This is a genomic window from Zooshikella harenae (genome assembly GCF_018837975.1).
Taxonomy (GTDB): Bacteria; Pseudomonadota; Gammaproteobacteria; order Pseudomonadales; family Zooshikellaceae; genus Zooshikella; species Zooshikella harenae.
Genome location: NZ_JAGSOY010000018.1, coordinates 1 through 25,750, shown reverse-complemented (window position 1 = coordinate 25,750; position 25,750 = coordinate 1). Strand labels below are relative to the sequence as shown.

At 40.5% G+C, this 25,750-nt stretch carries 22 protein-coding genes; 8 read left to right on the top strand and 14 right to left on the bottom strand.

Translation table 11 applies throughout. The features are described from left to right. Nucleotides 1-520 precede the first annotated feature (520 nt). The 4 genes from KCG35_RS09725 (at nt 521) to KCG35_RS09710 (ending at nt 3,625) form a co-directional block, all read left to right on the top strand. Nucleotides 521-988: a DUF6174 domain-containing protein gene (locus tag KCG35_RS09725; protein WP_215819502.1), complete on the top strand. Its 468-nt coding sequence runs from the start codon at nt 521-523 to the stop codon at nt 986-988. Nucleotides 989-1,371: 383 nt separating this feature from the next. Continuing rightward, the gene (locus KCG35_RS09720) at nt 1,372-2,415 is read left to right on the top strand and encodes an SGNH/GDSL hydrolase family protein (RefSeq protein WP_215819501.1); all 1,044 of its coding nucleotides are present in this window, start codon (nt 1,372-1,374) and stop codon (nt 2,413-2,415) included. Between the two features lie 164 nt (nt 2,416-2,579). Continuing rightward, nucleotides 2,580-3,071: a GNAT family N-acetyltransferase gene (locus tag KCG35_RS09715; RefSeq protein WP_215819500.1), complete on the top strand. Its 492-nt coding sequence runs from the start codon at nt 2,580-2,582 to the stop codon at nt 3,069-3,071. A gap of 191 nt (nt 3,072-3,262) precedes the next feature. Beyond that, nucleotides 3,263-3,625: a hypothetical protein gene (locus KCG35_RS09710; RefSeq protein WP_215819499.1), complete on the top strand. Its 363-nt coding sequence runs from the start codon at nt 3,263-3,265 to the stop codon at nt 3,623-3,625. Nucleotides 3,626-3,635: 10 nt separating this feature from the next. Here the strand turns inward: KCG35_RS09710 and sufT are convergent, their stop codons facing one another. From sufT to sufB, 6 genes are all read right to left on the bottom strand, one after another. Continuing rightward, a complete protein-coding gene (gene sufT, locus KCG35_RS09705; RefSeq protein WP_230409114.1) occupies nt 3,636-4,286 on the bottom strand; it encodes a putative Fe-S cluster assembly protein SufT in 651 nt (216 codons plus the stop codon). Nucleotides 4,287-4,295: 9 nt separating this feature from the next. Continuing rightward, nucleotides 4,296-4,745 carry a Fe-S cluster assembly sulfur transfer protein SufU gene (gene sufU, locus KCG35_RS09700; protein WP_215819498.1) on the bottom strand — a complete coding sequence of 150 codons (450 nt, stop codon included), beginning with the start codon at nt 4,743-4,745 and terminating at the stop codon, nt 4,296-4,298. Then, nucleotides 4,742-6,037 carry a cysteine desulfurase gene (locus KCG35_RS09695; RefSeq protein ID WP_230409113.1) on the bottom strand — a complete coding sequence of 432 codons (1,296 nt, stop codon included), beginning with the start codon at nt 6,035-6,037 and terminating at the stop codon, nt 4,742-4,744. The genes sufU and KCG35_RS09695 overlap by 4 nt, the downstream gene beginning before the upstream one ends. Further along, entirely contained in the window at nt 6,034-7,395 is a 1,362-nt protein-coding gene (locus KCG35_RS09690; RefSeq protein WP_215819497.1) for a SufD family Fe-S cluster assembly protein, read from the bottom strand. Before KCG35_RS09690 ends, KCG35_RS09695 begins: the two co-directional genes overlap by 4 nt. A gap of 105 nt (nt 7,396-7,500) precedes the next feature. Next, the gene (gene sufC / locus KCG35_RS09685) at nt 7,501-8,241 is read right to left on the bottom strand and encodes a Fe-S cluster assembly ATPase SufC (protein WP_215819496.1); all 741 of its coding nucleotides are present in this window, start codon (nt 8,239-8,241) and stop codon (nt 7,501-7,503) included. A gap of 9 nt (nt 8,242-8,250) precedes the next feature. Further along, complete coding sequence (gene sufB, locus KCG35_RS09680; RefSeq protein WP_215819495.1) at nt 8,251-9,699, bottom strand: Fe-S cluster assembly protein SufB; 1,449 nt, start codon at nt 9,697-9,699, stop codon at nt 8,251-8,253. Nucleotides 9,700-10,088: 389 nt separating this feature from the next. On the opposite strand from sufB, the gene KCG35_RS09675 reads away from it, so the two are divergent. Further along, nucleotides 10,089-10,586 (top strand): SUF system Fe-S cluster assembly regulator, encoded by a 498-nt coding sequence (locus tag KCG35_RS09675; protein WP_215819494.1) that lies wholly within the window; start codon nt 10,089-10,091, stop codon nt 10,584-10,586. Nucleotides 10,587-10,595: 9 nt separating this feature from the next. Here KCG35_RS09675 and KCG35_RS09670 read toward each other — a convergent pair whose 3' ends face one another. The 7 genes from KCG35_RS09670 to KCG35_RS09640 form a co-directional block, all read right to left on the bottom strand. Further along, nucleotides 10,596-11,003, bottom strand: coding sequence for a phnA protein (locus KCG35_RS09670; protein ID WP_215819493.1), 408 nt, complete (start codon nt 11,001-11,003; stop codon nt 10,596-10,598). 10 nt (nt 11,004-11,013) lie between these two features. Further along, nucleotides 11,014-11,550, bottom strand: coding sequence for a hypothetical protein (locus KCG35_RS09665; protein ID WP_215819492.1), 537 nt, complete (start codon nt 11,548-11,550; stop codon nt 11,014-11,016). Between the two features lie 136 nt (nt 11,551-11,686). After that, nucleotides 11,687-12,622 (bottom strand): sensor domain-containing diguanylate cyclase, encoded by a 936-nt coding sequence (locus KCG35_RS09660; protein ID WP_215819491.1) that lies wholly within the window; start codon nt 12,620-12,622, stop codon nt 11,687-11,689. 77 nt (nt 12,623-12,699) lie between these two features. Beyond that, complete coding sequence (locus KCG35_RS09655; protein ID WP_215819490.1) at nt 12,700-13,086, bottom strand: response regulator; 387 nt, start codon at nt 13,084-13,086, stop codon at nt 12,700-12,702. Nucleotides 13,087-13,088: 2 nt separating this feature from the next. Further along, nucleotides 13,089-13,604 (bottom strand): chemotaxis protein CheX, encoded by a 516-nt coding sequence (locus KCG35_RS09650; protein ID WP_215819489.1) that lies wholly within the window; start codon nt 13,602-13,604, stop codon nt 13,089-13,091. A 123-nt stretch (nt 13,605-13,727) separates the two neighbouring features. Beyond that, nucleotides 13,728-20,075 (bottom strand): transporter substrate-binding domain-containing protein, encoded by a 6,348-nt coding sequence (locus KCG35_RS09645; RefSeq protein ID WP_215819488.1) that lies wholly within the window; start codon nt 20,073-20,075, stop codon nt 13,728-13,730. Nucleotides 20,076-20,366: 291 nt separating this feature from the next. Beyond that, a complete protein-coding gene (locus tag KCG35_RS09640) occupies nt 20,367-21,572 on the bottom strand; it encodes a multidrug effflux MFS transporter (RefSeq protein WP_215819487.1) in 1,206 nt (401 codons plus the stop codon). Nucleotides 21,573-21,709: 137 nt separating this feature from the next. On the opposite strand from KCG35_RS09640, the gene KCG35_RS09635 reads away from it, so the two are divergent. After that, on the top strand, nt 21,710-22,687 hold the full coding sequence (locus KCG35_RS09635; RefSeq protein ID WP_215819486.1) for a LysR family transcriptional regulator: 978 nt from the start codon (nt 21,710-21,712) through the stop codon (nt 22,685-22,687). Between the two features lie 50 nt (nt 22,688-22,737). On the opposite strand, the gene KCG35_RS09630 is transcribed toward KCG35_RS09635, so the two are convergent. Then, on the bottom strand, nt 22,738-23,103 hold the full coding sequence (locus KCG35_RS09630) for a hypothetical protein (RefSeq protein ID WP_215819485.1): 366 nt from the start codon (nt 23,101-23,103) through the stop codon (nt 22,738-22,740). A gap of 295 nt (nt 23,104-23,398) precedes the next feature. Here KCG35_RS09630 and KCG35_RS09625 point away from each other — a divergent pair, with 295 nt between their 5' ends. Together KCG35_RS09625 and KCG35_RS09620 are read left to right on the top strand one after the other, a co-directional pair. Next, the gene (locus tag KCG35_RS09625; protein ID WP_215819484.1) at nt 23,399-24,625 is read left to right on the top strand and encodes an EAL and HDOD domain-containing protein; all 1,227 of its coding nucleotides are present in this window, start codon (nt 23,399-23,401) and stop codon (nt 24,623-24,625) included. A gap of 127 nt (nt 24,626-24,752) precedes the next feature. After that, nucleotides 24,753-25,517 (top strand): substrate-binding periplasmic protein, encoded by a 765-nt coding sequence (locus KCG35_RS09620; RefSeq protein WP_215819483.1) that lies wholly within the window; start codon nt 24,753-24,755, stop codon nt 25,515-25,517. Nucleotides 25,518-25,750 lie beyond the last annotated feature (233 nt).

The following is a 25,750-nucleotide window of genomic DNA, read 5'->3' as shown; positions in this document are numbered from 1 at the left end:
TTGTCCGTCCTATAAAGAAAATCAATACATTGTAACCTTAATGATTATATACCCTTCGCGAAAGATTTTTAGCCGGATTTCAATCCATCCCTTCTTTTACCCATATTTACAGTGTTGGCCTAAACGAATATCGTAGCAAAAAGCTAACATTTATTGACGCCAATAAATTTATACCAGCTATTGATTTAGACAACAGAATATGTATTATTGACCCCAGTCATCATCCTAGTGACAACGTTATTCGAGCAATAATATCTCAAGCTTAGACTTAATATCAAAAGCAGTAAAACACCATTAGCTGTGCATAATGGTGACTATTGTTACACTAAGCTCAAGATGTACAGGTACTGTACTTAAGAATACTCAAAATAAAAGGCAAATTTATTTCTAACTATCAGAGATGCTGTACTAAGTTATTTACATACACATAACAAGAATACTGCTATTTTGGCAGAAGTGAAACGATAGTTAGATATAAATTAATTCCTAAAACTCTCTTTTTTGGGACAGGAAGTTCAACATGAAATTTCGCCACATTTTACCTATCGCATTAATGTCTGTTGCAGCTAGTGCTGTTTCTGCAGATCCTATGGATAATTTCAGCAAAGACTTTAAACCCCAAGTTTATGGTGCTTATGCTGGGTGGTACAAAAAACAAATCACCAACTACTCTTATGTTTATACTTACTCTTGTTTCTGTATGGATGCAGGCGTACCATTCAGAGTTGATGTGCTTGACAATAAGGTAAAAAATGTTGTCAACACAAGTACTGGGGCCGTTGTACCAGAAGACAGAAGAGGTATGTTTAAAACAGTTGATACCTTGTTTGCGGAGCTGATGCAAGCCAATGGCAATGCGCATATTATTAACGCCGAGTTTGACAAGCGCTGGAATCATCCAACATCAGTATATATTGATCGCAATCCTTACATTGCTGATGAAGAGATTGGTTACACAATATCTAAAATATATCCTATGATGCCATAATCAGCCTTTTTTTATTTAGCGTAAACTAACTTAGGGATAGCTAAAGGTTTACTTCTATTAGCATGCCCTTTGAAAAAAAGCGACATAACTCATTGCCTATGAGATGTCGCTTTTTGGCATTTTTTATACTGTTATAACTTATCCTGAACAAAAGAATATACTGTTGATACTTTTTACATTATTGACTTAAAACAGTTTTTCACCCTGCTTTTTTTTCGTACACTTCAACTACAATTAAAGATCAAATATTTTCATTTAGTTATTAGTTTAATTTCATATTAATTCTTTTTTCATCATTTACAATTACTCTTAATAGAAAATAGTTTACTTTCTAATCTATGGCAATATACATGCCTTTTTTTCTTGCTAGTTAGGATATCACGATGAAGTTTATGCGAGTAGTACTCCTTATGCTTTGCGCTTTACCTTTACTCACTAATGCCAGCTCACCATTTTCAACCATCATTTTTTTTGGTGACAGCCTCTCAGATACTGGCAATAAACACCAAGTAACCACAGCACTAGCCAATGCCTCAGATCAACGTATTGGAGTACGTGCTCGGCCCCCCTACTTCAATGGCCGCTTTTCAAATCACTTCGTATGGTCTGACTACCTATGGGCTCATTATTTTAATGGTAATTTATCTCCCGCTCGCCAGCTCGTAAAAGGCACGCTTCAGTTTAATAATAAATTATTTTTTCCTTTTACCATTAACGCACATGAAGGACAAAATTGGGCTATTGGTGGCGCTCAAGCAGGAAAAGGATATTTTAAAGATATTGATGTCACAACGGATGACACTCTACTCCACGGTGCTTCTGTCATGCCTAATATTGGTCAGCAAATCAATGATTGGGCACATAAGCACGCTTATTTTGAAGGCGACGAATTAATCAGTATTCAAGGAGGTGCTAATAATCTTTGGTTCACCTTATTTGGCGACTTAAATCAGAACGGCGAACAAGCAGCAAAACTCCTGCTACATCACATTGATAAGTTGCATCGATTAGGTGCAAGACATATCCTGGTCAGTAATATTCCGGCTTTAGAGTACGCACCTCTACTTTCCGCACATCGCGCAGAGTCAGAAAAATTTATTACCACGTTTAATGATGTTTTAACGTCAGGTATTCGTCTGCGTCAGCAGGATAAGCTTTGGCAAGCGGTCAACATTTACTACTATGATAGCCACTCGGCCTTCCAAAAAATTATTAATACAATTCATCAGCATAGTCACTATACCCATCAGGCACTCAATATAACCTTGACTAATTATACAGACTCAGCATGGGATTTTTCGCAAAATAAGATTGTTGATAATCCTCAACAGTATCTATTTTGGGATGGTTTGCATCCAACAGATGCCGTACACCATCTGCTGGCCGATGACATTATTCAGCTTCTTTCTGCTTCAGGTAAACGCTAGTAATTCGCCTACTTCGATATTCTATATTTAAAGGAGGGGTTCATATCGTTTATTCAGTCCGTTATTATGCTCCTTCTAAAAGGTATTTTCTTCAGCTAAAAATACCCACAATAATTATTAAGGGTGTAACATATATTTGCCCTTAAATCAGCATGGAGCAGTAAATGAGTAATAATAACCAGCCGTTAATAATTCGCCCAGCCACCAGTGACGACGTTCCAACTATTCTTAACTTTATTAAAAACCTCGCTCAATATGAAAAGCTAAGTCATGAAGTCGTTGCTACAGAAGATAAACTTAAAGCCACACTGTTCGGTGAACATCCTGCTGCTGAAGTGATAATCGCCTTTTTAGGTGACGAACCTGCAGGTTTTGCCTTATATTTTTCCAGCTACTCAACATTTTTAGCCCAGCCAGGTATGTATTTAGAAGACCTCTATGTTAATGAGACATTACGCGGTCATGGTATTGGCAAAGCCCTGCTACGCAAACTGGCACAAATTGCCAAATCTAGACACTACGGCCGATTGGAGTGGTCTGTGCTGAACTGGAACCAACCTGCCATTAATTTCTACGAGTCTATTGGCGCTAAACCTCAAGATGAGTGGACAGTATATCGCTTAACGGGGACAGCCTTGAATCAATTAGCAGAGTAGTCTTTATCACTTACACAGCGCATGGAGCGCGCTGTTAGAGGAATTGCCTCCAACACTATAATTCACCCACCGCCTTACCAACAAAAAGTCATTACTGCGGCTAAAGCGTATATACTGAATTTAACAAGCCATTGTATATAGAGTATTACGTTTCACCTGCTTTCATAGACAACGTTGTAAGGTAGCTGTAGATGTCTGATGAACCGAAGTCTTTCTGGGGCAAGCTCGCGGTAACAACCGCATTCCTTACTGCCCTTGTCAGCATCGTTACTGTAATGCAACAATGTACATTCAGCGATACAAATAATAGCAACATTCAGCCCAGTAAAGTCGTCACCCCACAAGCAGACAACCCTGTGGACTTTGATAGCTTTGACCCTGATTATCCTGCCAAACGAACTCCTCGCTACACCCCAGCCAATAACAATAGTTACAACCTTTATTGTTGTGATATGTATGGCAACAAATGGTGTCAAATCGTTATCAACCCTGGCCCCGTAGGCACACCCTGCTTTTGTGCTGGAGTTACTGGGACAGGTTATATTTGCCAGTAATACATCATGCTTAAATGAGTCCTAACTGTAATTTACCCGCTTCGGAAAGCTTACTTCGATCCCAAGGAGGGTCAAAGACCAGGTTGACATGAACAGCATCCACATTGGGTACTTGCTCTACTTGATGCTTAACCTCGTCAACTAACACAGGCCCCATACCACAGGCAGGAGCTGTCAGTGTCATATCAATATGGACAACCTGTTGACCTGTTTTACGCTGAATGATTTCGACGTTATAAATAAGCCCAAGATCGACAATATTCAACTGTATTTCTGGATCATAGCAATGCCGAAGTACTGCCCAGACATGTGCTTTATTAACCTCTTTACCATCAAGCTTTTCATCATCCCCCCTTCCAGCATCAACCTGAGGAAAAGTTAATAGGGGTTCTTCTTTGCCCAAAGCATCAGCATCTGCCCCAGCTATGCGAAACAAGTTACCACGTAACCTGACAGTGAAAGACAGCCCCATACTTTGAACAAGCTCAACGTCCGTACCTTTTTTTAAGCGCACTGATTCACCTGCAGGCACAAGGATAGCCTTACAGGCTCGCTGTAATTTGATCACTTCATAACGCCTACTTGAGGGAAAAGCATCTGCTGCTCCCACGTTGATAACATGAGTAGGAATAAGAGAAGCTGAAGGCATCTTTTTCGTCATGCTTTACACTCAGTATTCAGTGGTAATTGCTTGCCCATCATTCGCAGACAACACATGCTCTAGTGCATGCCAAGCCAGCGTGGCACATTTTACTCGCATAGGAAAAGCCTTAACGCCACTGAGTACAATCAATCGGCCCATATTTTCTGAGCTTTCCCCAGACATAATTAACTCGTGAAATTGTTTAAATAACGTCAAGGCAGCTTCAACAGATTTCCCTTTAATCGCTTGCGTCATCATGGAAGTTGACGCCATTGAAATAGCACAACCATGCCCCTGAAAAGCAATATCCTGTACGACCCCATTTTTTATATCAAGGTACAAAGTAAGCTGGTCTCCACACAGAGGATTATCCGCTTGCTGCACATGAGTACAGGGAGAAAGCTTGTGAAAATTTCGAGGTTGTCGCCCATGATCCATGATAAGTTCTTGGTATAACTGTTTTAGCTCAGGGTTCATTGCCAAAACTCCATAGATTGCTCTAACCCTTTAATCAGTCGCGCAATATCCTCAGTAGTGTTATAGATAGCCAGTGATGCACGAACGGTGGCTGGTACGTTAAAAAAGTCCATCACAGGCATTGCACAATGATGCCCTGCTCGCACCGCAATACCACAGTGATCTAATAAGGTCCCTAAATCATGGGGATGAATGCCTGCTACGGTAAAAGAGCACACAGCTGTTTTTTCTTTAGCATTGCCAATAATAGTGACCCCCGATAAAGTCTTTAATTGTGCCTGTAGCTGATAGAGCAGTGTGGCTTCGTGCTCCCACAGAGAATGCTGACGGTAATGACTAAACCACTGCAGTGCAGCCCCTAAGCCAACCGCCTCAGCGATAGCAGGAGTACCTGCCTCAAACTTATACGGTAAGGTATTAAATTCAGTATGATCAAAGCTAACCCGCCGAATCATTTCCCCTCCACCTTGATAAGGCGGAAAACGGTCTAACCATACTTGCTTACCATACAACACACCAATCCCTGTTGGTCCATACACTTTATGACCCGAAAATACATAAAAGTCACAATCCAACGCCTGTACATCAACAGGGGTATGTGCCACTGCCTGAGCACCATCCACTAGCACAGGTATACCATGATCATGGGCAATTGAAATTATTTTAGCCACAGGATTAATCGTACCTAGCGCATTACTAATATGACTAATCGCAACTAACCGGCTTCGTTCTGATAAGAGTTGTTGGTATGCCTCCAGATCTAACTCTCCTGAAGGCAGAATGGGAATAACTTTTAACACCGCCTGTGTTCGCTGACACACGAGTTGCCAAGGGACAATGTTGGAGTGATGCTCCATTGCTGAAATCACAATCTCATCACCAGGTTGCAAAATACTCTCTGCAACACCATGAGCAACTAAATTTATACCTTCTGTTGTGCCCCGGACAAAGACCACTTCCTCCCGGCTGGCCGCATTAATAAACTGCTGAATGGTATCTCTGGCCGATTCCATAGCCCAAGTCGCCCGCTCACTTAAGGCATGTACACCACGGTGAACATTGGCATTATCACAGCGATAATAGTGATCAAGTGCCTGCAATACCGCATTAGGTTTTTGGGTTGTTGCCGCATTATCCAAGTAAACCAATGGCTGACCATGCACCTGCTGATGCAATATGGGAAACTGATGGCGTACCTCATCAGTCAAGCAATGCCTACCCGAAATCACTGTCGACTGACTATCACTCGGTTGCTGCTGAGATGGTTGTTGATGCGGCCGCTCAACCATCATACATCCTCCATTTGTTCACTGACTAAGGCAAAACTCGGTGTAACGTGATGATTAAGCCATTCAGATAATGATTTGGGCAACGATTGCCAAAGCGTCTGGATAAAACCCGCTAACAGCAGCTGTCGAGCATGGGCTAAAGCTATGCCTCGACTGCATAAATACTGTAATGCCTGTCGATCAAGCTGACCAATCGTAGCCCCATGAGCACAGCGCACAGCATCATGATAAATTTCCAGCTCAGGTTTCGTATGCATCCGACTTTCTCTACTGAGCAGCATATTGCGACTATACATATTCCCTTCTGCTTGATGGGCTTCAGGTGTCATTAGTATGCGGCCATTAAATACCCCTTTTGCCTTTCCTGCTAATAATCCCTTATGCAAACAATAGCTCTCAGATTCCTCAGCTAAGTGGCGAAAAACAATGCGATGATCATGGTGCTGCTGCGCATGACCCAATAACAATGCATTCGCTTTAGCGGAACTACCTTTACCTGCTAACCGATGAATAAGCTGTAACCGAGAGATCCGACTTCCCAAGGCAGCAAGCCAGCTCTGTATCTTTGCACCCTCCTCCAAATCAACCAGTAATTGATGTACATGCTGGCATAAGGGTGAAAATTGATTGAGATACACATAAGAAACGTCTGCAGAGGACGCAATATGCAGCTGAGTCAAGCTATTACATAAGCTGTCAACCTTAGAATAACTAGGAACAGAAATACCATGCTCCACTAACGTCAACTGACTGCCCGATGACACATGGATACGCAAACTGGGCTGATACCAACCCGTTTCTACTGCAATATAAACGATGTGTAATGATAGTTGGCTATTAGCTGGAATGGTCAGCCGTGGTGATGATAACGATAGCGACAGATTAAGTAGTGCAAAACCATCACTGTCTTCATCCAGCAAATCCTGAGCTGGCAGGAACATTGAAGACTGTGAAGATTCATACGATTGGTAATGTAGTTGAGAAGCACCATCACTATCGACATAAAACTGATCATTCACACAATAAACAACCACAGCGTTTGGTAAAGGGTTAATAGCCTGTCGAACCTTATCAAGGTTGATATTAGCCGATAACTGTTTTATATCGGCAATAACTTGCATTCCCTTTTTTTGTGGTAAAACACTCAATTTCTGGAAAGGCTGACTTAATAAAGGCTCTGTAAAAAACTGTTCAGCCCGAGTATATTTCCAAGACTCTTGATGACGTGTGGGTAATCCCTGTTGCAGCCAACGATGCCAAGCACGTTGTTGTGCTAATGATACAGTCTTAGCCGAAGAGTCTGTAACAGAATCCCACCACTGCTGGCAATGGTCATTAATCGTTTGGCGTGTCACACTCATTCACAAAACCCTCTGTGACGATATAACCTTCAAATTCTCTAATTGTTTATTCAATCAATGATGAACATTTAGTAATTCATTCCCGTCAGTTGCCAAAACTAAAACTCAAGCAGCAAAAGCCTGAAACCCATGATCTGCTACTTGATCGGCAAGTTCGGCACCACCAGACTGGACGATACGCCCCCCCACCAAAATATGCACCTGATCGGGTGTTAAATACTCCAACCAATGCGGATAATGGGTAATTAATAAAAAACCTGTGCCCTGTTGCTGCAAATGTCGTATACCTTGGCCAATAATTTTTAACGCATCAACATCCAGCCCTGAATCAATTTCATCCACTACCGCAAATCGCGGTGATAGCAACAACATCTGTAACAATTCATTTCGTTTTTTTTCTCCTCCAGAAAAACCATCATTCAAGCCTCTGTATAAAAAGTCCTCAGCCAAGCCGGATTGCTGTGCAGCGTGTTTGACTTGTTCTAATAGTTCAATAGCATCCAGAGGTTCCTGGTGTTGAGCCTGACGATGCGCATTCACCATGGCTTTGTAAAACTGTAAATTACTCACACCAGGAATCGTTACTGGGTGCTGAAATGCAATAAATAATCCCTGGTGGGCACGCTGCTCAATAGACAAAGGCAATAAATCTTGTCCGGCAAGCGTTATTGAACCTGACTCAACGGTGTAGTCTTCATCACCCAATAATGCTCGGGTTAACGTACTCTTTCCCACCCCATTAGGACCCATTAATACATGAATTTCCCCAGAGTTAATGGTTAACTCAATCGCCTTAAGAATAGTTTTATTTGCTACGCTTACCGCCAATGATTGAATATCCAGCATATTTTCCCCTTAACCTATACAGCCTTCTAAACTGACTTGCATAAGACGATTGGCTTCTACCGCAAACTCCATGGGCAACTGTTCAAAAACATCCTTACAAAAACCATTAACCACTAGCGCGACAGCCTGCTCAGGCTCCAGGCCTCTTTGTTGTAAGTACAACAATTGTTCATCAGCAATTTTTGATGTTGTGGCTTCATGCTCAACAATACCTGAGTATTCACCTGCTTCGATATACGGAAAAGTATTGGCTGAACAGCCATCACCAATTAACAAAGAATCACATTGGGTATAATTTCGGGCATCAGTTGCCGTAGGGTTAACTTTAACTAAGCCACGATACGTATTTTGGCTTTTACCTGCGGAAATACCTTTAGACAAAATGGTGCTTCGGGTATTTTTCCCAACATGGATCATTTTAGTGCCCGTATCTGCCTGCTGATAATTACGGGTCACAGCCACAGAGTAAAACTCACCAATCGCATGATCTCCACGAAGGATCACACTGGGGTATTTCCACGTTATTGCTGAGCCGGTTTCAACTTGTGTCCAACTTATTTTGCTGCGAGTACCTGCACACAGGCCTCGCTTAGTCACAAAATTATAAATACCACCACGCCCGTGTTCATCACCGGGATACCAGTTCTGTACTGTGGAATACTTAATCTCTGCATCATCTAATGCCACTAACTCTACGACAGCCGCATGTAATTGGTTTTCATCCCGCATAGGTGCCGTACAGCCTTCGAGATAGCTGACATAACTCCCTTTATCCGCAATAATTAACGTTCGCTCAAACTGACCAGTATTAGCTGCATTGATTCTGAAATAAGTAGACAATTCTAATGGACAGCGTACCCCCTCAGGCACATAGACAAATGAACCATCACTAAATACAGCGGCATTCAATGCCGCATAAAAATTGTCTCCAGGAGGGACAACGCGTCCCAGATAAGCTTGTATGAGTTCAGGATGCTGTTGAATAGCTTCTGAAATTGGGCAAAAAATTACCCCTGCTTTTGCTAAGGTGTCTTTAAATGTGGTGGCTACGGATACACTGTCAAACACAGCATCAACGGCAACCCCAGCGAGCATTTCCTGCTCATGCAATGGAATACCTAGTTTTTCGTAGGTCTGCAGCAACTCTGGGTCAACGTCATCGAGGCTCTTTGGACGGTCTGCGAGTGATTTTGGTGAGGAGTAATAAGCAATACTTTGAAAGTCAATTGGCGCATATTTCACCTGTGCCCAGGTAGGTGGTTTCATTTTGCACCATCGTTGAAAAGCCTGTAACCGCCAATTTAGAACAAATTCAGGTTCCTGTTTTTTAGCCGACAATTGACGAATAACGGTCTCATTCAGACCTGCCGGAAAGGTATCAGATTCAATGTCTGTAACAAAGCCAGCACTGTAGTGTTGCTGCAAATGATGTTGCAAGTCTGTATTGGCTGCACACATAGTGACTTTCCTCTAGCACCTTAGCCCTCTATCACTTTTAACAAACCTATTAGCAAGCAAATAGCTACTCACCAACACTGAGCGTCTTTAAAAAAATAGTCAACGTAGCAATCTATGCATACTAGTATATTTCCCTCTCAACCTACCTAACCCGCCAAAACCATACTAAATTAGTAAACTTTATACATCATGGTAATCCTCAAAAGCTTTAAAATCAATACTGATTTGGTATAGAATGAATGATAAAGGATGTCTGATATTAACGAGAATGGTTGCTAGGAAAGCATTTTGTCATATTACTGAACACCAGCACTTAACGGCTCGCTGACTGAGTTAGCTATCAAGGCTGACACTTTAGTTATACTCAATAAAAGAGGGAAGGATAAAATATGCTTCGTATCAGCCGCTTAGCCGATTACGCGTTGATTATTGCACATTTCCTACAACAGCAAGCTAGCCTTATCAGTCTGGAAGCCATTGCTGAAAAGACGAACATTCCACTGGCTACTGTACGGAAGCTCTTAAGGTATCTAGTACAGCATCAGATCGTTAAGTCCGTTAGAGGTGCTCGAGGCGGCTATCTTCTTGCTAAACCAGGAAATTGCATTTCTGTCGCAGATATTATTGAAGCCATTGAAGGCCCTATAGCATTAACTGAATGCGCAAACATCACCCAAAGCTGTCAGTGTGAGCTCTCACCTCATTGCCATTTAAAAGAACCCTGGCAACAAATTAATCAACAACTCCACATTACACTGAAAAAGGTAAAACTCACGGATATCAACGCTTCGGTTTCGTCTACACAACAAGTATCCTCAGATGCTCTGCAAACAATAACTACCATTGAACCTTTACCTATTGAACCTTCACCTGTCAAAATTGACTAACACTCTCACTTAAACAAAAGACTCAACTTCTGCTAGCCATTGATCTGCTTCCGGCGATAGGTATAACGTGTCTTCCAAATTTGCAGCCCAGTCATGCGTCTTCGCAAAATAACGAGTCAGCAATACAGCCATCACTTGAGCAGGTAGGTGATCACTCCATACTGCCGTAGAAAGACATCGCCAATGGTCAATACTACGTTGCTTGGGATAACAGACTTGTTGCAAACAAGTTTCACAAAGCAAAATACAATGCTCTATGTTGATATCAGAAGACACAGGTGGTACTTCAAATACAACCAATTTAGTTTTTCGTGCACCACAAAGTTCGCACAGGGCACTGTATCGACGAACTAATTCTCTTGTGAAATTTTCCAGCTGCTGCTTTCGCAACACATCCCTTTGGAAACCTTTTGCCATTTGTTTTTATCTAATCTAATGCCATTAATGTATGGACCATAGCACTTGGTAACAGTAGATACCACTGTTGATTTTTATATGTTAATTCAACATTGACGACATGTGACGCTTTGTTGTTGCCCGCTACAGACTCTAATCTGATAGTTACCTGTCCTTGGTGATCATTATGCCATGTACTGATCACCTTCAGTTTTTCATTCAACCATAACCCTTTCTTCACAGTCAGGTTTGCCAACCACACCAGCAATGCTTCACCTGATGTCGGCCACTGACATGGTTTCACTGCCAATTGTAAACAAACACGTTGACGATCACGCGCTGATGGCCACCGCTGCTGCAATGCCGCTAAGGTATCAGGGTCCACATAGGCAGCAGTATCAGTATAGTCTCCTGTAACAGAAGCTTTGGTTATAACCTTTGCTAAACACTCAATCACCTTATTTGTATTATTTGACTGGTAACAGGGCAAACTGGATTTGACCGATGAAGCTAATACACTTGTACTGAGGGATACCATTACCCCAAACAATAAACTGAATACTTTCAATTGTTGCTCCTAACCAAAGCGCTCTAACGGCAGGGAAAAATCATAAACGCTTATTAAAGCACAGCATGATCTCGTTCAAGGGTAACCTGTCTCATAGTCAGTAATAAACAACGACAAAAAATGAGACAGAAAAATACTAACCGGGAATTTCGCGAAGAGGGATTAAATTATTTGAATCAATCACACGTACACAATTGCGTCCAGCATGTTTAGCCAAATAAAGTGCATTATCAGCACGCCTAACCATTGTTTCAGGTCGATCACCTGGAATGTAACCCGTTATACCAAAGCTTCCTGTACACTGTGCGGTACCATGGTTATAGTTTTCCAGTGCCTGTCGAAGCTTTTCAGCAAGAAAAACACACTGCTGAGTACTCGTTTCTGGACAGATAATTAAAAACTCTTCTCCTCCCCACCGCCCCACAGTGTCAACTTTTCGTAAATTTGCTTTAAGCAATCCAGCAATATTAATTAAGACACTGTCACCCATCTGATGCCCATACTGATCATTCACCTCTTTAAAATTATCGAGATCTAATAACATAATTGAACACGGGTGATTAAAACGTTCAGCACGCTGTACTTCTTGGAGATGAATTTCATCGAGTTTTAAGCGGTTATTAAGTGAGGTCAATCGATCTAAATTGGCCAGTTTTTCCAATTCACGATTTTTTAATGCTAATTCTGCATGTGCTTCAGCTAACGAATTTTGAACTTCCTTGAGTTGACTTATATCGACAGAGATTGAGTATTTAACAACCCTCCCATCATGCCAAACCATGGCACTCTCTTGTAACTGATACCAACAGTCGTTCGTATCATTAAAATACTCAAAAACAACCACTTTACCATTTGGTTTACCTGAACCATTCACCAGTTCAGGAATTTTACAAAATAGGCATGGTTGATCCTGCTGGTAAATTTGTTGCCAACATTTTAAGCCTGGCTTGTGCTCTATTGCTTGTTTAAATGCTTGATTAACATAAACAACCTCACGGTAATTAACATCAACCACATAAATTCCAAATGGAATTGCATCAAACAACGCTTCAAAAATACTATCATCCAGCATGGACGAAATACCATTATTAACACTTATCTTATGGGCTAAACACCATGTACTTCCTTCCTTTTACCTCAAAAAACAAGTTACTCCGCCTTATCATTGTAACTTTTCAAAACTTTTCGAATAACTTCCTGTAAACGTGTTTCTTTAACTGGTTTCAACACATAACCCTGAGCACCCGCATCAATGGCCTCCAGCACCATTTGTTCCTGTCCATGGGAAGTCACCATAATGATGTTGGCCTGAGGGTCACTGGCCATAATCGCTTTTGTCGCCTCGATACCATCCATATCAGGCATGGTAATATCCATCGTCACAATATCAGGTTTCACTTTTGGATAACTTTCAACGGCCAGTACACCGCTACGACACTGGCTAACCACGTCATACCCTAGCTCCGTCAACATTCTAGTTAGCTTATTGATGGTAATGAGTGAGTCATCCACAACCATCACCCGCAACCCTGTCATACTCACTCCAGATAGTTTAAATATTGATCAAACATATCCTTTGGTCCAACACAGATAATGACTAAATCCCCAAACTGGGTTTGTAGTGTGGTTCGATAGAACTGTGCATGACGATGTTTCACCAGACTTTTCCCCCCTGAAAACGCAACAGGAGGAGAAAAGTGAACAAGTTCTTTACAACCTAGCAGTGCTGTACAATTACCAATAATCGTATTCAGCAAGTCACTTCCTGTTTCTTCTAAATACACTTCTTTTTCTTCAGGAGGGAATTCAATACCAGACATAAAACAATTCATCAAATAATGCAGTAATGACATATCAAAACTGAATGCAATCATCATATTGACTGGACCGCCCATACTTAAAATTGAAGTATAGTCACGTAGCGTCAATAACTGCACATCTTCTAAAACAAAGTCAGTTCTTTGTACTTCTATCGAAGCTTCTTCAACCAAAATTTCTTTCGCTCGGTTAGCAATGAGCGCCATTACATGGCCAATATCCACTGGCTTTGTCATATTACTTACCCTTCAATCCGATACTTACTTCACCGACTTCATCCTTAGCGTATCTTCATGCCATTTTGCTTTTTACAATACAAGTTTAGTAATAATCTACTCTTTAACTGAGCAAAGCAGCCTTTACATATCACCATACTGAAGAGGAACACTCATTTTAAACTGAGTCCCTTTTCCTCGCTGACTGGTAACATGAATAGAACCATGCAGTTCTTCAACGGCTTCTTTTACTGCTGCCAAACCAATGCCTCTACCTGATATTTCATTTGCACTTGAACAGGTTGTAATACCATGCTCAAAAACAAAAGGCAGTAATTCCTCATCCTCCATCTTGGCAAATTCTAATACCCTCTCTATATACCGCTCTTGTAACTGTGCCCGTAACGCTGTAATGGAAATCCCTGCACCATCATCAGCCACTGTAATTATGCAGGAACCTTCTTTGGCTCTTACTGTACAGAGTATTTCACCACAAGCTTCTTTGCCAGCTTCAAGCCGCACATCTGGGGCTTCAATACCATGGTCAATTGCATTTCTAAACAAATGAATCAAACTATGAATTAATTTAGTAAAGCGATCGGGATTAACAATGACTGACTCACCCTCCAAAACAAATGACACTTCTTTAGCACAGCGCTTAGCCAAGCGTTGTACTGTTTTTTCATAAGCAGCCAGCATCGTATGCAAATCGACGGCTTTCATATTCAGGGCATAACGTGCAAGCGCCCTAGTTTGTTCAGGGTCAGCTTCATTTGCCAAAACTTGCTTAGCCTTTTTCACTAACAACTCTAACTGTTGATTGCCTATAACAACTCCCCCCTTATTGGCTAAAAAGTCTTCACCAAACATTCGACGGACAACATTAAGATCCTGGTCTAAACATGCCATTAAATTACTCTCAACGACATGAGTTAATACTTTTTTATACTCTTTTTTATCAGGCAAATTTATTATCTTTTGTTCTACGTTATGAATAGCATCAGGCAACCGCTTAAAACCATACTGATAAAATATCCCCTTATAAGTATGGAATTCTTGCAAAATCTGCCTCACATTTACACTTAGTGCGACCTCTTTTGAAGATGCATATAGCTGCTGCAAATTCGAAATAAACTGCTCAAACTCATCCAGCAAATAAAAAATATCCTGTCCATCCGTCAAAATTGATACTACAAACTCAAGGTTGCGCCGTTCTTCTTCAAGGTTTTCCTGTAATTCTTTTTCCTCCGTCATATCCGTTAATATCATCATGATTTTTTCTTGCACATAGCGGTACTCTGCCGCAATAAAACGACCAGTAATAACAAAACTTGAAGGCAACAAGGAAAGTAGCATTTCTATTTTTAGCGGATCAATCGTTCTTTTTAACCGACTAAGCACTCGCTCATACAAGCTAGCATCTGTATCGTTAGCTAACGGCAATAATGATGTTATTTTTTTACCAGAAGGCGTACAATGAAAAATTCGCTCACACTCGATACTATATTGAGGATCAACAAATAGGTTATCATCAAACGTTAAAAAGCCTTGCCCAGAATTATGTAATAGATTTTCAATTTGGTTAGACTTATACTGTAACTGTCGATAAAGTGTGGTTATTTTTCTATTCCAAAAAACAACCACAATAATGATTCCACTGACAATCAGCAATACATTCCATAACAAACTATAATCAACGTATTCCTCCATGGTTACCTTCATCCAGTGGTTATAAATCTGTTCTTGATCCTGAACAGTGAGCGTTTCAATTGTTTTATCTAAAATACTTAACAATTCAGGATAATATTTACTTACACCAATACTCAATACTTTTTCAAGATCTAATCGACCTGCAATTTTTATTTCATGAGCACGTTTTTTTTGAAGCCAGTAACTAATTGCCGCAATATCATCAACAAAACCATCGATATCACCCGAGACAACATCATTAAAACCTTTTTCTACGGTTTCATACTCAAAAATATTAATGCCCACATTATTTTTTTGTAGGATTTCTTTTGTAATACTGTTTGAAACAACACCAATTCGTAACCCCTGTAATGAATTAATATTTTCCACAAAAGACTTTTCCAACCTTACAGCAACAACCAAAGGAAAGCGTAATAGTGGTCTGGTAAAGTTGTACTTCTCTCGTAATGAAGGTAAATCCATTGCAGCCAACAACACCTCACAGGATGAACTCATATCATCTTTATCTGTTACTAGCGAAAAACTCAACCCTGTTCTTTCAGTAATCAACTGTAAATAATCAGCTGTCATACCACTATGCTCACTCGTTGGCGTAATGAACTCCACAGGTTGCCAATGATCATTAATACAATATTTTATCTTCCGCTTTTTAGCGACAAATTTTTTCTCATCAAATGTTAGATCTAATCTTAAACCTTCCATCACTGCATGAGAGTAGTCACCTATCCATTTAGCATTAATTTTTTGTACTTCATTTAAACTTAACTCACTGATCCCTTTATTCAAAATACTTAGCAATATTTTATTTTTTTTATTCACCGCAAAATGCAATGCCTCATGTTGCTTATCAAGCTCAAGCACATTATTTGCAAATACAAGATTAGTTAACCCTTCTCTTTCAATTAGGTATTTTCCGGTAGCACTACTTTCAATGGTTGCATCAGCCTTTCCTGAGCTGACAAGTTTTAACGCTTCACGACTACTATGCGTTAACCTAATATTTATTTTTGGAAAGGACTCTTTTAAAAACTCACCAATATAAAAGCCTTCGGTAAATGCCAGTACTTTTCCATTTAGCTGTTGCAGCGCTTGATAATGATCTTCTTGACGGCTAATTAATGTATTAGGAAGCTTTGCATATGGTTTTGTAAACACTAGATGTTCACTACGCTCAGGTGTTTTAACAATATTTACAAGGACATCAAGGGTATTTTCATAGCCTTGGTTCAGCAATTTATTCCAAGAGGAGTCCGTAATGAACTCAACGGTGAAGCCTATTTTTTTAGCTAATAAATTGATATAGTCAACGGATAATCCCTGTGGTTTACCATCTTCATAAAAATCAAAGGGTGGCCAATCCGTCTCATTGGCAACTTTTAAAACAGGATTCCTTTTTAACCACTCTTGTTCTTCTGGAGAAAGCTGTACTGTTTGTTGATGATCAGAGACTGTAGACTGTAACCATCGACTGCTTAACACCTGTTTCTCAGCATCGGATATATTTGTCAGTGTTTTATTAATAATATTTCTGAGTATTGGCCAGTCATCCCTAACAGCAACAGTTAACTCATCATTATCAATGTTCACATTGCCTGGTGCATCCATAACTTGCAACTGATGCATGTTATATCGTTCCAATAAATAATGCAACACAGGTTTAGAATCCATATACATATCTGCATCATCAAACAATACTGCCTGTAACCCTTTTACGGGATCAGTGACCGAAAATAATTTTGCTTCAGGAAAATACTCTGTTAACGTACGCTCGTAATTATACCCTTTTACAATGGCTATACGTTGTTGCTTAAGGTTTGATTGCATTGCTTGTTGTGCTTTATTTTTATCAATAACGGCAACAGCCGTTGGTAAAATAAGGTAAGGCTGGGAAAACAACATATACTTCTCCCGTTCTGGAGAAATAAATGCCGTATGCAATAAATCCAATTCATGTTTACGTATCATATCCAGAAAACGTTGCCACGGTGGCCCCGTAATATACTCAAACCGTAATCCTAAATGCTTGGCAAGCAAATTCATTAAATCAATGGAATATCCTTTTGGGACACCATCTTCAGCATAATCAAATGGTGGCCAATCGGTTTCATTTGATACTCTTATTAATGGATGTTGCCGTAGCCACTGCAATTCATCTTCTGTTAATACCAACTTCATCCGAGAGCTGGGCTCGAGCCTTGGAGATCTAATCCACTTTCGTTGTAACTGCTGTATTTCAATAGGTGTTATTTGTTGTATTCCTTCATTAAGGATACTAAATAATTTAGGGTCTTCTTGCGAGACTATAAAACGCCAGGAAAGGGACTTATCTACCGATACTATTTGGGGTTGTCCTGTTATATAAATATCTGGAAACCAATAGTTTCGAGTAATATAGTTAAATGTTGCTTCATGCAAAACGGCAGCATCAATTTCCTGTTTGCTTACTGCCTTCAATAGTGTCTGAGCATCGGAATAAATTTCCCACTGTGTTAAAGGATACTTTTTAACCAAAAAATGATATGCCGTAGTGTGCTCTACAACACCTACTTTTTTTTGTTCAAGTTCCTCTAATTGGGTAATCGCACTTTTTGCTCGATTACCCACAAACACTAAAGGGTCATCAAGAACCGTTGGACTGAGTACGGTGTTACTGGTTGCCAGTAAATCTGGCAATTCACTGATCATTAATGAATAATTTTTCTGGTGAAAATGCTGACGCAATGACAGCACTGAATCATGAGGAAAAAACTGAACTCGCAAACCCACTTTACTTGCTAGCAGTGAAATATAATCAATAATGAACCCTTGAAACTTCCCTGGTTGTTTTTCAAATACAAATGGTGGCCGATTATTGACTAAAGGTACGCGTAACACAGGATTTTTTCTGATCCAGTCTCGATGCTCAGGTGATAAATTCGCCTCTTCCAATTGCCTTTGTCTGGCACTTGACTCTAACGTTAATAAGGCCTGAGTTAAAATCGGGTATTGATGCTGGTATTGAGTGATATACGCCAATTGTTCCTTAGCAGAGGTAACCGCTGAAAAGGATTGTGAAAAAATTTCATTTAACTGTTTGCCTCGACTATTATTTGCAAATGCTATGTGTAATTGTTGCGTCCCAAGCCAACGCTGGTTAAGTTCTAATGATTCTTCATTACCACGTAACTCAGGATGAGTTTGCATTAAATAGTAGTAAACAGCAGGATCAACCACACTGGCATCAACTAAACCTTTTGATAGCGCTTGCAAATTTCTTGCATCATCGACACTGTTATATGTTTCAACCTCCCCAAGAGAAATTTTTCGATCCAACAAAGGATGATTTAAATAACCTTCCACTACGCCAATACGGTATTTTTCCAAGTCATCAATAATTCGCCAATGGATGGGATAAGCTTTACGCTGAGCCAGGGCAACATAACTTTGACCGACAGGCTTTGAGTAAATAAAACGTTTGGCTAATTCTGGATCATAATATTCAGGAAAATAACCGTCATATTCTTCGTTTGAGGTTCGACGAACCGCTTCCGTCCATGGTAAAAAATCAACCTTCACCTGATAGCCTACTTTCGCAAAAGCATCAACCACAATGGCTGAAGTCAACCCATTCTCGGGAAGCGTATTCCCCACAAAGGGAGGCCACTCTAATGATGCTAAACGTACCTGTTTCCCCCGTAAGCTCTCAAATAACATTTCATTTAACTGCATATCAGAGCCAAACACGCCCATCGCCAGTAAGGCTCGCCCCATCTTACGTAAATCCCCCCAGTCTGCACTGCCAATCTCTAGCTCTCCTTTTTCTAAAATAATTTCTTTTAAGGCGTCAGCCTGCTGCATCAGTTTCTCAACACTGACCTGGGGTGAATAACGCTGGTGAATGAGCTGTGCTGTTTCTTTGGGATGCTTTAATGCATATTGCCAACCTCGAAGTGAAGCCGCGATAAAGTCTTTCACTAATTGCGGATGTTTGGTGACATAAGCTTCAGAGGTAAATAAGTTTCCTTCATAGAAATGTATTCCCCAATCGCTCATACGCAGTACTGTATGAGGTATTTTTAATGCTTGTACATCATCTAACTGATCCAACCTTGATGTAAATCCTGCAACCTTTCCCTGTTGCCAGGCTTGTAGAGGATTTTGCTCTACGACAAGCTTGACCTGATCCAATAGAATTCCTTGTTGGTATAAAAAAACTCGTGTTACCAGGTCAAGGTTATAAGGATTTTCAACCGCTAAACGCTGGCCTTTTAACGCTTGAGGCGATTTATCTATCCCTTGTAATACAATCACTTTTGGGGTTTGTTTGAATAGATTGGCCAATAATAAGACCGGTTTATTGGCTAACCGAGCTTGAATAAGTTTGGCGCCAGCAACACCAAACTCGGCTTGCTGATTGCTAACAAGATTAATGACATCATGGTCTGATTCCCCTGTTTCAATCGTAACGGTAAGACCAAATGCACGAAAATAGCCATTATCAATAGCCGCATAATAACCCGCATAAGCAAACTGGTGGGGACCATTAATCTTGAGTTTTACATGGTGAAGTGATATTGGCTCTGCCGCCAAAGCCAACATTGGAGAAAATAGAAATGCAGTTACTAACTGAAGTATCAATAGCCAAAGAAATATGCACTGTATCGACTTAATACAGCACAAATAATAATAAAGCTTCTTTAATAATTGTTGAGAAACACTCATTAAGCTTACTGCTCCAGGGATACCCTGATGTGTCCCTACTGCATGTTGCCAGAACTCCTTTAATAAATTAATTACAAACAATTATCTCTCGAGCTATATGGGGTGATGCTAACCAAATTCTATTTAGTCGTAACGATTGATCATTTTATAAAACACATGTCCAATAACATCGCTCTGTATGCTCATCATGTGAATCAATTATAGTCAGATTAGCCTGGTACTGCCGAAGTAATAACAGAACATATTACGTTATTAATTGGGTTTTCATTTTTTAAGAGAGAATAACGTTTACTTATTTCATTAAACCTAAAAAAAAGCCGTACCCTGTTTAAGAGTACGGCTTAATGGTAAGGCATTCAGTAAAAAAATAAGTTATGCGCAGCTATGATTTTCCACTGGAATTGCTTGGCCTAACCAGCTTTTGCTTAATAATAGTGGAATAATAGCTAAGGTAATCATTACTAGCGCTAATGACATTACATGAGGGAAAGGCATCTGCACAGTGACAATACTTGCCACAGAAGCCATAACCATTTGTAAACAGCCCAGTGTTGCAGAAGCAGTACCCGCACTTTTGCCAAAGGGTGCTAATGCATAGCTAGCAGCAGAACCTAATATCAAAGCAAAGCCACAACCCGCAACCATCACTGGTAGCAAAAACCCTATTAAAGTAGTACCTTGTACCATGAACCCAAGTAACATGAGTACCCCAGCAATAACAATCAGTAAACAGCCCAACATCACACAGCGGTGACGTCCTAAGTAGGTCATAAGCTTAGGTGCAACTAAAAAGCTAGATGCCATAATAACCAACGCATTTGCACCAAAACAAAGGGCAAACTGAATCTGGGTTAGCTTTAAGGTTTCAATCATGATGAAGCTGGCCACGGATACATAACTACAAATCATGCCCAAGGCAACCATGCAGCAGTAACAGTAAAATTGAAAACGTCGATGTTGAAGAATTTCCCAATAGGGCCGCCAGTGCCAGCGCACAGCTTCGGTATCACTGGGCCGGGTTTCATCTAACCAGCACCAAACCATAATACCTATAATACCGGCAAAGCAGGCTAAAAAATAAAAGTTTGCCTGCCATCCCCACAGAGTTGCAAGTAAACCTCCTAACATTGGCGCCAATGCTGGAGCAACACTAACACAACCATTGAGGTAGCTATACATCTTGGCACCTTGTGCAGCAGGGAACACATCTCGAACCACTGCAAAGGCAACGACAGAAGCACAACAGCTCCCTAAACCCTGTAAAGCCCTGGCTGTAATTAACCAGTTAATCGTAGGTGCCCAAGCAGCTGCTAGACTACAAAGCAAATACAAAACAATACCTACAAGCACTACAGGCCGCCGACCAAAGCGATCACATAGCGGACCCACAACCAACTGCCCAATACCCACCGTGAATAAAAACACACTCAGTGTGTATTGCACCTGGTTTGTATCGGTGTGGAAGTAATCAACAAGTGATGCCATCGAGGGTAGATAAATATCAATCCCCATAGGCCCAAATAAAACAAGCGGCACCAGGGCCGCCACAAAAAATTGACTTACAACTTTAGACTTCATGTTGCAGTTTTTAAGCAGAAAGAGGTTAAAAAAATCAACTCACACGGGGTGGTTGCGCGTTCAATTTAGTACGATTAAGATATGAATTCAAATGACTAATATTCAAGGTAATATTTCCGCTATGGAATATCACGACCATGAAGCTAGATAAACTATCACGATATGACCTGAACTTGCTAATCAATCTTCAAGTATTACTGGAAGAACAGAGCGTCAGCAAGGCAGCCAAACGCCTCCATGTCACCCAGTCAGCCATGAGTAAAACATTGGCTCGATTGCGCGATCTCTTTGAAGACCCTCTTTTTATACGCTCTGCACACGGTTTACGGCCCACTCCCCGAGCAGAAAGCCTACACACCCAACTCGCCAGTGCACTACAAGATATTCAACAACTCATCCAGCCACCCAAGTTTGACCCTGCGACGACTCAACGGGACTTTACGATTGTAACGGTGGATAGTGCCTATCAGCTCTTCTTGCCTAGCTTCTTTGCGCCCCTACTTAAAGCAGCTCCCAATATGGTACTTACATTCGAAGACTGGTCTGAAGAGTCTCTTCAATCTATTGCCCAAGGACGGATTGACCTTGGCATTACTGCGAGAGAAAATGCTATTGACTCTCGCCACCAACTGGATCCCATCCCACCTGGTGTAAAATTTCAACACTTATTAGAAGATCACGAAGACCATTTTGTTTGTCTGGTTCGCAAGGACCATCCGATCCTGTCAAAGCCATCATGGCAAATTGCCGATTACCTATCACTCTCCCACGTGCAGGCTTCTTGTGAAGGTCATGACCGCTGGGCACTTGATATCACCCTTGCCAAACAAAATAAGTCTCGCCGCATCGTTGTTCAGGTACCAGAATTCCATGCTGCGTTAGAAATTACCCGTAATAGTGACCTTATATTTACCTGCCCCCATATATTTGCACGACATGCGGTGCAAAACTATCCACTTGCCATGTTACCTCTTCCTATTACCATCGATACCATTACCTACCTGATGACTTGGCATCAACGTTATGAAAGTGACCCTGGTCATAAGTGGCTTCGAGAAACGCTTTATCAACATATACGTGACAACCAAGCCTCAACGTTCAACTTCAACCACTGAGCAAAAACCACTGTACAAAAACAAAGGAGGCTTCCAAAACAAGCAATGGGTTATTCTTGGTGTTTATAGCTTAACAACGTCACCAGCTGATCATAAAACTGATTAAGTCCATGAGATCGGGCTAATATGGCTAATTGCTGCCAGTCGACCTTAGGGTTAATAAAAGCTTCCAACATAGGATGGTCAGGAGGAAGGCGATAGCGCCATTCATCAACTAACCACTCCAATAAATCGTCAGGTAACCAGTGGTAAGGAAAGTGTTGCTGCAAAAAATATTGCCGCTCTTGATGATTTGGCAAGTGCTGAAACTGCTCAAACAAAGACTCCATCTCACTTTCTGTTGGATATCGAATGCAATCTTTTTCATCCGACTCCATAGGAGGCGGTTCTTGAAAGCACTCTCGAAATGTAGTCATGTTAATAGCTCCTTGCCACACCATTTGGGGTCGTCCACCCTCTGCCCCATGTAGCTTGATGAGCTGCTTTCCTACACATGCTCACCCTGTATGCAGCAAACTTGAGGAAGTGTTCATTTAACTAATACCTGTAAACAGTATAGCCATGAATTATTCCATCACGTTGCTAAACAGTGTCCAGACGATTAACCACAAGCTAAGAGCTTATTTGATACCTCTTGTCTCCTCTCCCTCATATTCCTCAGCCTGAAAATGCTTATGTGCTATATTCTTTCAAGTATTAGAGATTCGCGGTATGAATGAAGAAACAACACAAATTTTAATGGCACGACAGCCTATCATTGATACTAGCTATCGAATTCAAGGCTATGAGCTATTATTTCGAGATGCCAACTTTGGTCCAACAGATATTAGTGGCGACAAGACAACTTCCCGGTTAATTGACCGCTTGCTAACAACTTTTACACTTGAAGAAATCACTGATAATAGTAGAGCATTTATTAATTTTACTCGTTTCTGGCTGCTCAACCCACCATCTTTATCTCCTGAAAATACCGTTATTGAAATATTAGAAACTGTACCGTTGGACGATGCTGTGCTTGCAGCCATTGCTAACTTAAAAAAACAAGGCTTCACACTCGCACTCGATGATGTCATCGATACCGAGCGCTTGTCTCCTCTACTCAAGCTAGTGGATATTGTGAAAGTCGATGTATTACATTTGAGTCCGAATGAAATTGAGCAAATAATACAACAATTAAAGCCTTATCAAGTCACACTTCTTGCTGAAAAAATCGAAGATCATGAGGTTTTTCATTTTTGTAAGTCATTAGGTTTTTCATTATTTCAGGGTTTTTTCTTTAGTAAGCCTCAACTTTTGTCAGGTAAGGAGCTTAATGCCAGTACTTTGGCTGTCATGAACCTAATTGCACAATTACAAGACCCCGATTGTAAAATCGAAAATATTGAACAAATTATAAAACAAGACCCTACCCTCTCCATAAAACTCTTAAAGTGGGTTAATAGTCCTTTATACCGCCGCCGTAAAGAGATAGAGTCAATAAAACAAGCTATACTACAGTTGGGTCTTGATAGAGTTCGTAACTTTGTTACTTTATTATCGTTAAGTCATTTGCAAGAAAAACCTTCTATCCTTTGTCAGATGGCTCTAACCCGTGCCAGTATGTGTGAATGGTTAGCAAAACACCACTTAAAGGTTCCCTCAGCCCCTTACTTCCTAGGTGGTTTATTATCTTTAATTGATGCATTCTTTGACCAACCTAAGGCTGATGTACTTGATAAACTACCTATCGACGCCCGGCTAAAGTCAGCCATTCTCAATTACGAAGGCCAACTTGGGCAAACAATTTTAGCAGTTTCCTATTATCAGCAGGCCTTATGGGATTACATTCAATTTTCTACATTAGAGTCTATTCAAGCAGGTCTATCCGATTTAAATCAGGCATACGTCAACGCGATTCAGGAAACAAACCAATGGTTACAAGTTGCCAGCGGTCAATAGCAACCATCAGTTTTTATTACGAATTATTCTAACCTTTCTGTAGAAAACAACCCTGTGCATACGTATTATCCGAAATAGCACTCATAAATAAGAAAAACTCAAGTGCTTAACAGAGGAGAGCTGTAATATGCGCTGTACGCTGCAAAAAGTACTTTTAGGAATCTGTTTTTTTCTCACTCCACTCGTTGCTTATAGCTACCAAAGCGATACCATCCAATTAGCCACCGGTGAATGGGCTCCTTATGTCACCGAATTTGAGCCTGGCAATGGCTTTATCACCGAAATTATTAGAGGGACCTTTGAGACTCAAATGAATCTCACTCCTAAAATTAAATTCATGGCGTGGCGTGGTTGTGAAGCACATTTACGTTACAGTAAGGTGAGGGCCATTTATCCTTATTATCATAATAAAAAGCGGGAAAAATACTTTGCTTTTTCAGATCCCATTGCTGACTCAAATACCGTTTTCTTTTATGTTAAAGATAATATCCAATCACCACCTCACAACTGGGAGTCATTAGCAGACTTTACGCAATACCGTATGGTTATCCCGAATGGTTACTCTGATGAAGAAAAGTTACGTACAGCTAACTTACAAGTAAGTCTGGCAAAAGATGAAGAAACCGCCTTTATCGAGTTGTCTGCAGGTAAGCACGACTTTTTACCACTTGCTGAATTAGTTGGTTGGAATTTATTACTTAAAAAATTCCCTGATGCAAAGCAACGCTTTGCAACACTGAAAAAACCATTTAACCATGCACAACTCCACTTAATGTTTAATAAACATGACTCCCGTGGTTTGCAGATTATGGATAAGTTCAATAAAGCACTAAGTGCTTTCAAAACAACTAACGACTATAAAGAAATACTCAGAAGATATGGCGTAAATTAAAAGGTTATTATTTCACTACTAACCAAGGAGGGTTAACGCTTATCAGTTACAAGCTATCCTATCCCCTTCATGAATCATTTTTATATCCTTAAGGCATAAAGGTTTTGTTGTCAGTATTTGACTACTATATAATAAACCAGACTTGTCTCACTCCTCCCCTTTGTTATGGGTATAAATACTCTAATAACGTTCATATAACACTTCATAATTTATTTACAACAGTCATTAGGCCC